Origin of the sequence: Hydrocoleum sp. CS-953 (assembly GCF_002260545.1) — a bacterium.
Taxonomy (GTDB): domain Bacteria; phylum Cyanobacteriota; class Cyanobacteriia; order Cyanobacteriales; family Microcoleaceae; genus Trichodesmium.
The window spans coordinates 1-6,664 of sequence record NZ_LGSU01001087.1; the positions used below are offsets into that span (position 1 = coordinate 1).

A 6,664-nucleotide genomic window follows, 5' to 3' on the forward strand; every position below is an offset into this window, starting at 1 on the left:
ATTATCAATTATCCATTGGTAATAAATCTTTAGCAGCTAACCAATCACGATTAAATAATTTTGATTGATAACGGGAACCACTATCACATAATACAGTCACAATAGTATGACCAGGACCCATTTGTTTTGCTAAAGCTAATGCTGCACCAANTCCGAAAACAATTATCCATTGGTAATAAATCTTTAGCAGCTAACCAATCACGATTAAATAATTTTGATTGATAACGGGAACCACTATCACATAATACAGTCACAATAGTATGACCAGGACCCATTTGTTTTGCTAAAGCTAATGCTGCACCAACATTAATTCCGACAGAACCTCCCATAAATAAACCGTCTTTTCTTAATAGTTGATAAACTACTCTTACTGCCTCTTTATCATCAACTCGAATCGCATCATCAATCAGCACATCTTCCATATTTTTTGTTACCCGACCATTACCAATACCCTCAGTAATAGAACTACCCTCAGTAGCAATTTCCCCAGTTTTCACATAACTATAAAGAGCGCTTCCCATCGGGTCTGCTAAAACAGTTTTAACTTGAGGATTTTTTTCTTTTAAAAATAATGAAACACCAGCAAAAGTTCCACCCGTACCAGTAGCAGCTACCCAAGCATCTACTTTTCCATCAGTTTGTTCCCAAATTTCCGGTCCGGTTGTTTCATAATGAGCGATTCTATTTGCCAAATTATCAAACTGATTTGCCCAGACAGCATTTTCCATTTCCGATGCTAATCTACCTGACATTTTTACATAGTTATTTGGGTCTTTGTAGGGAACTGCTGGAACAGGTCTAACCTCCGCACCTAAAGTTCTCAAAGCATCCATTTTTTCAATAGATTGAGTTTCAGGAATAATAATTAAACACTTATAACCTTTAGCATTACAAATATGTGCTAAACCTATTCCTGTATTACCAGCAGTTCCTTCAACAACTGTTCCACCAGGTTTCAGTAAACCTTTTTCTTCTGCATCTTTAATAATATAAAGTGCTGCCCTGTCTTTTACGGAACCTCCAGGATTAAGAAATTCTGCTTTGCCTAAAATTTCACACCCAGTTTCTTCACTGAAACTATTTAATCTAATTAATGGAGTGTTGCCAACTGCACCAATAAAGCCTTGTTTAATATCCATTTTTTACCAACCTACTATTTAGTATTTACAAAATCAGATTTTACCAAACTTTGCTCATATTTAAAACAAATCCCCAATCTGAATTTATTTTTAAAACAATTGGATTTTTCCTCCTAATTTACCAAACTTTCTGCATATTTAAAACAAATCCAGGCAATACTGCTTCCCCACTTACACTCTCAGGATTTTCTAAACATTCCGTCGGAAAATTTGGGCGATAAATATAAACTTTTCTCTCTTTTCTATCAATTAACCAACCTAATTTTACTCCCGGTTCTTCCATATATTCTGTCATTTTTGCTTGGAGAGTTTTTAGGTTATCTGAAGGTGACATTAATTCCACTACAAAGTCTGGGCAAATAGGAGCAAACTNTTTTTTGCTCCTGTGGAAAGAGTAAATCCTGTACTAGAACTAAAGGCTAAACCTGTACCATCCTCATCTGACCAATTCATTAACTGTTGAATAATTCTGCCATCTCTATTTCCTGTTTCTGAACCAGTAGGAGACATAATTAATAGCTCTCCAAATTTATTAGTTTCTATGCGTAAATCTCGATTAATTTGACAGAACTCAAAAAACTGTTCCTCTGTTATATTCCAATCTGAAGGTATTTTTAAAACAATTGGATTTTCCCACATAATTTTCCCTCCTCTTTACCGAAAAATAAAGGTATAAAGCCTCTCACTCACCGTGGAGAAACAAAAAAAATTTCCTTTTATTCAATCCAATCCGTTTTAGGGAGAGGTAATTATCAATTATCAATTATCAATTATCAATTATTGAANATTCAATCCAATCCGTTTTAGGGAGAGGTAATTATCAATTATCAATTATCAATTATCAATTATTGAACAAACTTTACTCATATTTAAAACAAATCCAGGCAATATTGTTTCCCCACTTACACTCTCAGGATTTTCTAAACATTCCGTCGGAAAATTTGGGCGATAAATATAAACTTTTCTCTCTTTTCTATCAATTAACCAACCTAATTTTACTCCCGGTTCTTCCATATATTCTGTCATTTTTGCTTGGAGAGTTTTTAGGTTATCTGAAGGTGACATTAATTCCACTACAAAGTCTGGGCAAATAGGAGCAAACTTTTCTTTTTCTTCTTTAGATAAATTCATCCATCTTTCTAATTTTATCCCAGAAGCATCGGGAGATTTTTTTGCTCCTGTAGAAAGAGTAAATCCTGTACTAGAACTAAAAGCTAAACCTGTACCATCCTCATCTGACCAATTCATTAACTGCTGAATAATTCTGCCATCTCTATTTCCTGTTTCTGAACCAGCAGGAGACATAATTAATAGCTCTCCAAATTTATTAGTTTCTATGCGTAAATATCGATTTATTTGACAGAATTCAAAAAATTGTTCCTCTGTCATTTTTAAATCTGGAAGCATTTGTAAAATAATCGGTTCTTCAAGCATATTTTTCCTCCTAATAAGCATTCAGCTTTTCAATGCAATAACTTACTAAAATTAGCTAGTTATCTTCTAAGATAAGAAGTTAATAAATCATCGCTGACTGCTGACTGCTGATAAAATAATTAAGGATTAAGAAGAAAACTTATAACTCTTAATCCTTAACTACATTATTATAAATTTATTTATTAGGTTGAGGAGTCATCCGCAAATATGGCTTAACTTCTGTGTAACCTTTGGGGAATTTTTCTTTCAATACTTCGGGGTCTTTTAGAGAAGGAACAATTACACAATCATCTCCATCTTTCCAATTTACAGGAGTAGCAACTTGATAGTTATCTGTTAATTGTAAAGAGTCAATTACTCTGAGAATTTCATCAAAGTTACGACCTGTACTTGCAGGATAAGTAATAGAAAGACGGAGTTTCTTTTGAGGGTCGATAATAAAAACAGTACGAATTGTCAGATTATTTAAGGAGTTCGGATGAATCATATCGTACAGGTCAGAAACCTTTTTATCTGGATCTGCTAAGATGGGATAATTAACAGTTGTGCTTTGGGTTTCATTGATATCTCCAATCCAACCTTTGTGAGATTCTGCGTCATCTACACTTAGAGCAATAACTTTAACTCCACGTTTGTCAAATTCTGGTTTGAGTCTGGAAACTGTTCCTAATTCTGTGGTGCAAACAGGAGTAAAATCAGCAGGGTGAGAAAATAACACTACCCAACTATCGCCCGCCCAATCAAAAAAGTTAATTTCCCCTTCAGAGGAATTTTGAGTAAAGTTGGGTACTTCGTCACCTAGTCTTAAGGCCATAGCTTAACTTCCTATATTGTTTACTGTGAACAATTTTCATATTTTCATTCTATAGGAACTTAAGCTTTTAACTTTAGATATTCTTAAAAATTCGGTTAAATATAGGTTAAGTTTAAAATTATGCAATTTGTGTTATGAACCAGCAGCTATGTTTCAAATTCTTTACTTCGTAATTCATGCTATACAGCCATTTTTAGTTCCTCTCTGTTTTTTATTTGCTTGGGGATTGATTATTTTAACAGTTTGGAGTATAATTGGCGCGATCGCTGATTCAGTACGTCGCGCTCAAAAAATGCATAATATTCCCTGTGCTAATTGTCTATTTTTTACTGGAGATTATCATCTGAAATGTCCTGTACAGCCTAAAGTTGCTCTTTCGGAAAAAGCAATTAATTGTATTGACTATAGACCTAAATTTGTGAGTTGGTACGATAAGGTTAATTCCGAATTAAAGGAGAATTAGTTACCTGTCAATTTTGAAATGATGGTTTTAGACAATACCGATAAGGAAAGTAGACCAGGGAGAAAAATTAATGGCTTATCTCTGCCATTAATTTTGACAGACTAATAGGAAGTAGGGGAGAAAGTGATTTATCCAGTTTATTTCTCCTATGTTGGAAAGACTTGATATTTTATTTATCAATTAATACAGAGTAGAAGAGAAATTTCTGAACTTGATATTACTCCAAATTTATTTTAAGCAGAAACAAGAGCTTTTTCTCTATGACAATTTCGCCAAAAAAATCCTTTGCCAAATAAATTTTTAGAGGTAGGGAACAGGGAACTGGTAGTAGAAAATATATCTGACCATCAATAAATATACAGTAGTCCTAAATTGGTTGTAATAATTTTTATAACAGTTAATTTTAACTGAAAAACTCTGAAATTATGACTCCTGAATACTGACTACTAACCGCCACCAAAATATTACACCTTAAATAGGATTGCTATACAGATATTTTTGTCTACCAATAAATACCCTATTCTTACCTAAATATTCTGGTTTAAAGCCTCCCCTTTTAAGGGGATAATAAATAAAAATTTTCCTGTTCGTCAATCCTCTTCTTNGGTTTAAAGCCTCCCCTTTTAAGGGGATAATAAATAAAAATTTTCCTGTTCGTCAATCCTCTTCTTTTCAAGGAGAGGTGATTCTTAATTCTTAATTCTTAATTATTGAACAATTCTTACCAATGGATAATTGATAATTAATCAATTCTGGTTTATTGCCTCTCGTCATAATTAATAATGGATAATTGATAATTAAAGAATATAAAAATTGCTTTTTCGTGGCTGTAGAAGCTTTTATAGTGATTCTGAATAAGACTGGGATGAGTGTTTCTTTACATAGAAAGGGTTTCAGCCAAAAAAGTGTTTCATCCTTATTTGAAATGACTATAACTTCTAGTATAGGTTGTCATTAATCAATCATTATTAATTTTTAAAGAGGTAATTAGGGTTTGCTGAAAAAGTATTTTGGAGGGGTAGGAGTCAGGAGTCAGGAGTCAGGAAAAACGGGGAATTTAGAGGAGATAGGAGTCAGAATTATCCCTTGATTTTTCTGCCTTTGTCTGCATAAAATGCTCAAATTTTCAGCTTTTTCCATCGAAAAGCTGGCACTTTTTTCAACCTAAAAAATCTAAAGCGTTTGTCTGTAAATACTTTGAGAATTAATCAGCAAGCCCTAATAATTATCCATTATTCATTATCCATTATCAATTAATGAACCAATATCTACTAATACTTTTAAAACTCCCTTCTTCTGAGCATGAGCAAAAGCATCCATTCCAGCTTCTAGAGGATAATGAGCTTGAATTAATGGCTTGACATTAAGCTTATGTTCTGATAAAAGTTCCAATGCTGGTTCAAAAGGTCCGCAACGAGAACCAATTAAAGTAATTTCATCCACCACTAATGAAGAAATATCCAAACTGAGATTCCCTGCATAAGTGCTTTTGAGAACTAAAATACCACGGGGTCTAAGAGCGCGACGAGCAATAGCAAATCCTTCTGGGTTGCCAGTACATTCCACTGCAACATCAAAAGCTCCTGTAGTAACTGCATCAACAAACCCAGTTTTAATTCNACGAGAACCAATTAAAGTAATTTCATCCACCACTAATGAAGAAATATCCAAACTGAGATTCCCTGCATAAGTGCTTTTGAGAACTAAAATACCACGGGGTCTAAGAGCGCGACGAGCAATAGCAAATCCTTCTGGGTTGCCAGTACATTCCACTGCAACATCAAAAGCTCCTGTAGTAACTGCATCAACAAACCCAGTTTTAATTCCTCTCTCTTCTAAATTTGCCAATTTTTCCTGGTGACGACCAATAACCAATAACTGACAGTCAGTTAAAGCTAAGGTTTGCGCGACTAACTGTCCGAGTTTACCATCCCCCACAACTAAAACTTTATCTACTGGGCAAATTTGTATTTGTTGTTGAATTTCCAATGCTGCTGCGACTGGTTCGGTAAATGTCGCTTCATCTGTTGAGATACTATCGGGAACTGGATGGAGATTTTTGACTGGCAAGGTCAGATATTCGGCAAAAGCTCCGTTGCGGTTAACTATTCCCAAAACTGTCCGATTTTCACAATGGGTGGGTTGGTCGCTCAAGCAAAAGCGACACTTACCACAAGCGGCATTAATTTCTCCTACTACTCTTTGATTGAGTAAATTTTCCGGTCCTTGTTCCACCACACCGACAAATTCATGGCCGAGGATACCTTTGTAGGGGTAGTAACCTCTGAGAAGTTCTAGGTCTGTATTGCAAATACCAGCACGCAAGACCCGAACAAGTGCTTCTCCTTCTGGGGCTTCGGGTGTGGGGAGGTCGGTGCGGAGTTGGAGTTGTTGGTTTTCTAGCCAGATTCCTTTCATGTTCTCTTTTTTTGGTTAGCTTAGTTTTAATTTTAGCGACTAAGTAGGTAGGTCTAATGAAACGTTAAAAAAATTGTAGGGGTGGGTTTAGCCGAAAGCCTTGATAAATTAGAAATTTATTCCTAAAAATCTCCCTCATAATAGAAATTGCGTTTATTTATGTTCACCTACTTAGCTGAATTTTTGAGTATTTTAGGAAATTGGGAACAAATAATAGAAAATTGGCAACAAGTAATAGGGAATAGGGAACAGATAAGAGAAAAAAATACCGTAGTTCATTAATATGAAAACCCATATATAAGCCAGGATTTTTGTTAAAATTGTGGTATGGAGTAAAAGATAATTTCATATAACAAAATCTCAACTCTTGAAAATTTTAGTGAATCTACCTACTTA

General features: G+C 34.6%; 5 protein-coding genes and 3 pseudogenes. 1 reads left to right on the forward strand and 7 read right to left on the reverse strand.

Annotated elements, in window-relative coordinates:
* Positions 1-151: 151 nt before the first annotated feature.
* The 5 genes and pseudogenes from AFK68_RS16335 to AFK68_RS16350 all read right to left on the reverse strand — a co-directional run.
* Positions 152-1,139, reverse strand: a pseudogene (locus AFK68_RS16335) (cysteine synthase A); the annotation flags it as partial.
* A 118-nt stretch (positions 1,140-1,257) separates the two neighbouring features.
* The coding region (locus AFK68_RS41895; protein ID WP_246844230.1) for a Uma2 family endonuclease at positions 1,258-1,511 on the reverse strand (254 nt) is incomplete at its 5' end.
* A gap of 1 nt (position 1,512) precedes the next feature.
* Positions 1,513-1,778 (reverse strand): annotated as a pseudogene (locus AFK68_RS41900) (Uma2 family endonuclease); the annotation flags it as partial.
* 195 nt (positions 1,779-1,973) lie between these two features.
* Positions 1,974-2,573, reverse strand: coding sequence for a Uma2 family endonuclease (locus tag AFK68_RS16345; protein ID WP_094673706.1), 600 nt, complete (start codon positions 2,571-2,573; stop codon positions 1,974-1,976).
* 175 nt (positions 2,574-2,748) lie between these two features.
* Positions 2,749-3,387 carry a peroxiredoxin gene (locus tag AFK68_RS16350; protein WP_094673707.1) on the reverse strand — a complete coding sequence of 213 codons (639 nt, stop codon included), beginning with the start codon at positions 3,385-3,387 and terminating at the stop codon, positions 2,749-2,751.
* A 148-nt stretch (positions 3,388-3,535) separates the two neighbouring features.
* Here AFK68_RS16350 and AFK68_RS16355 point away from each other — a divergent pair, with 148 nt between their 5' ends.
* Positions 3,536-3,850 (forward strand): hypothetical protein, encoded by a 315-nt coding sequence (locus tag AFK68_RS16355; RefSeq protein ID WP_094673708.1) that lies wholly within the window; start codon positions 3,536-3,538, stop codon positions 3,848-3,850.
* 1,239 nt (positions 3,851-5,089) lie between these two features.
* Here AFK68_RS16355 and AFK68_RS45440 read toward each other — a convergent pair.
* Positions 5,090-5,469 (reverse strand): zinc-binding dehydrogenase (locus AFK68_RS45440; protein ID WP_371357419.1); only part of this gene is annotated, 380 nt, incomplete at its 5' end.
* 1 nt (position 5,470) lies between these two features.
* Positions 5,471-6,268 (reverse strand): annotated as a pseudogene (locus AFK68_RS16360) (alcohol dehydrogenase catalytic domain-containing protein); the annotation flags it as partial.
* Positions 6,269-6,664 lie beyond the last annotated feature (396 nt).

Bases quoted from the DNA above. Each gene is read 5' to 3' on its own strand.
- AFK68_RS16345 (WP_094673706.1), bottom strand. From the start codon at position 2,573: ATGCTTGAAGAACCGATTATTTTACAAATGCTTCCAGATTTAAAAATG.
- AFK68_RS16350 (WP_094673707.1), bottom strand. From the start codon at position 3,387: ATGGCCTTAAGACTAGGTGACGAAGTACCCAACTTTACTCAAAATTCC.
- AFK68_RS16355 (WP_094673708.1), top strand. From the start codon at position 3,536: ATGTTTCAAATTCTTTACTTCGTAATTCATGCTATACAGCCATTTTTA.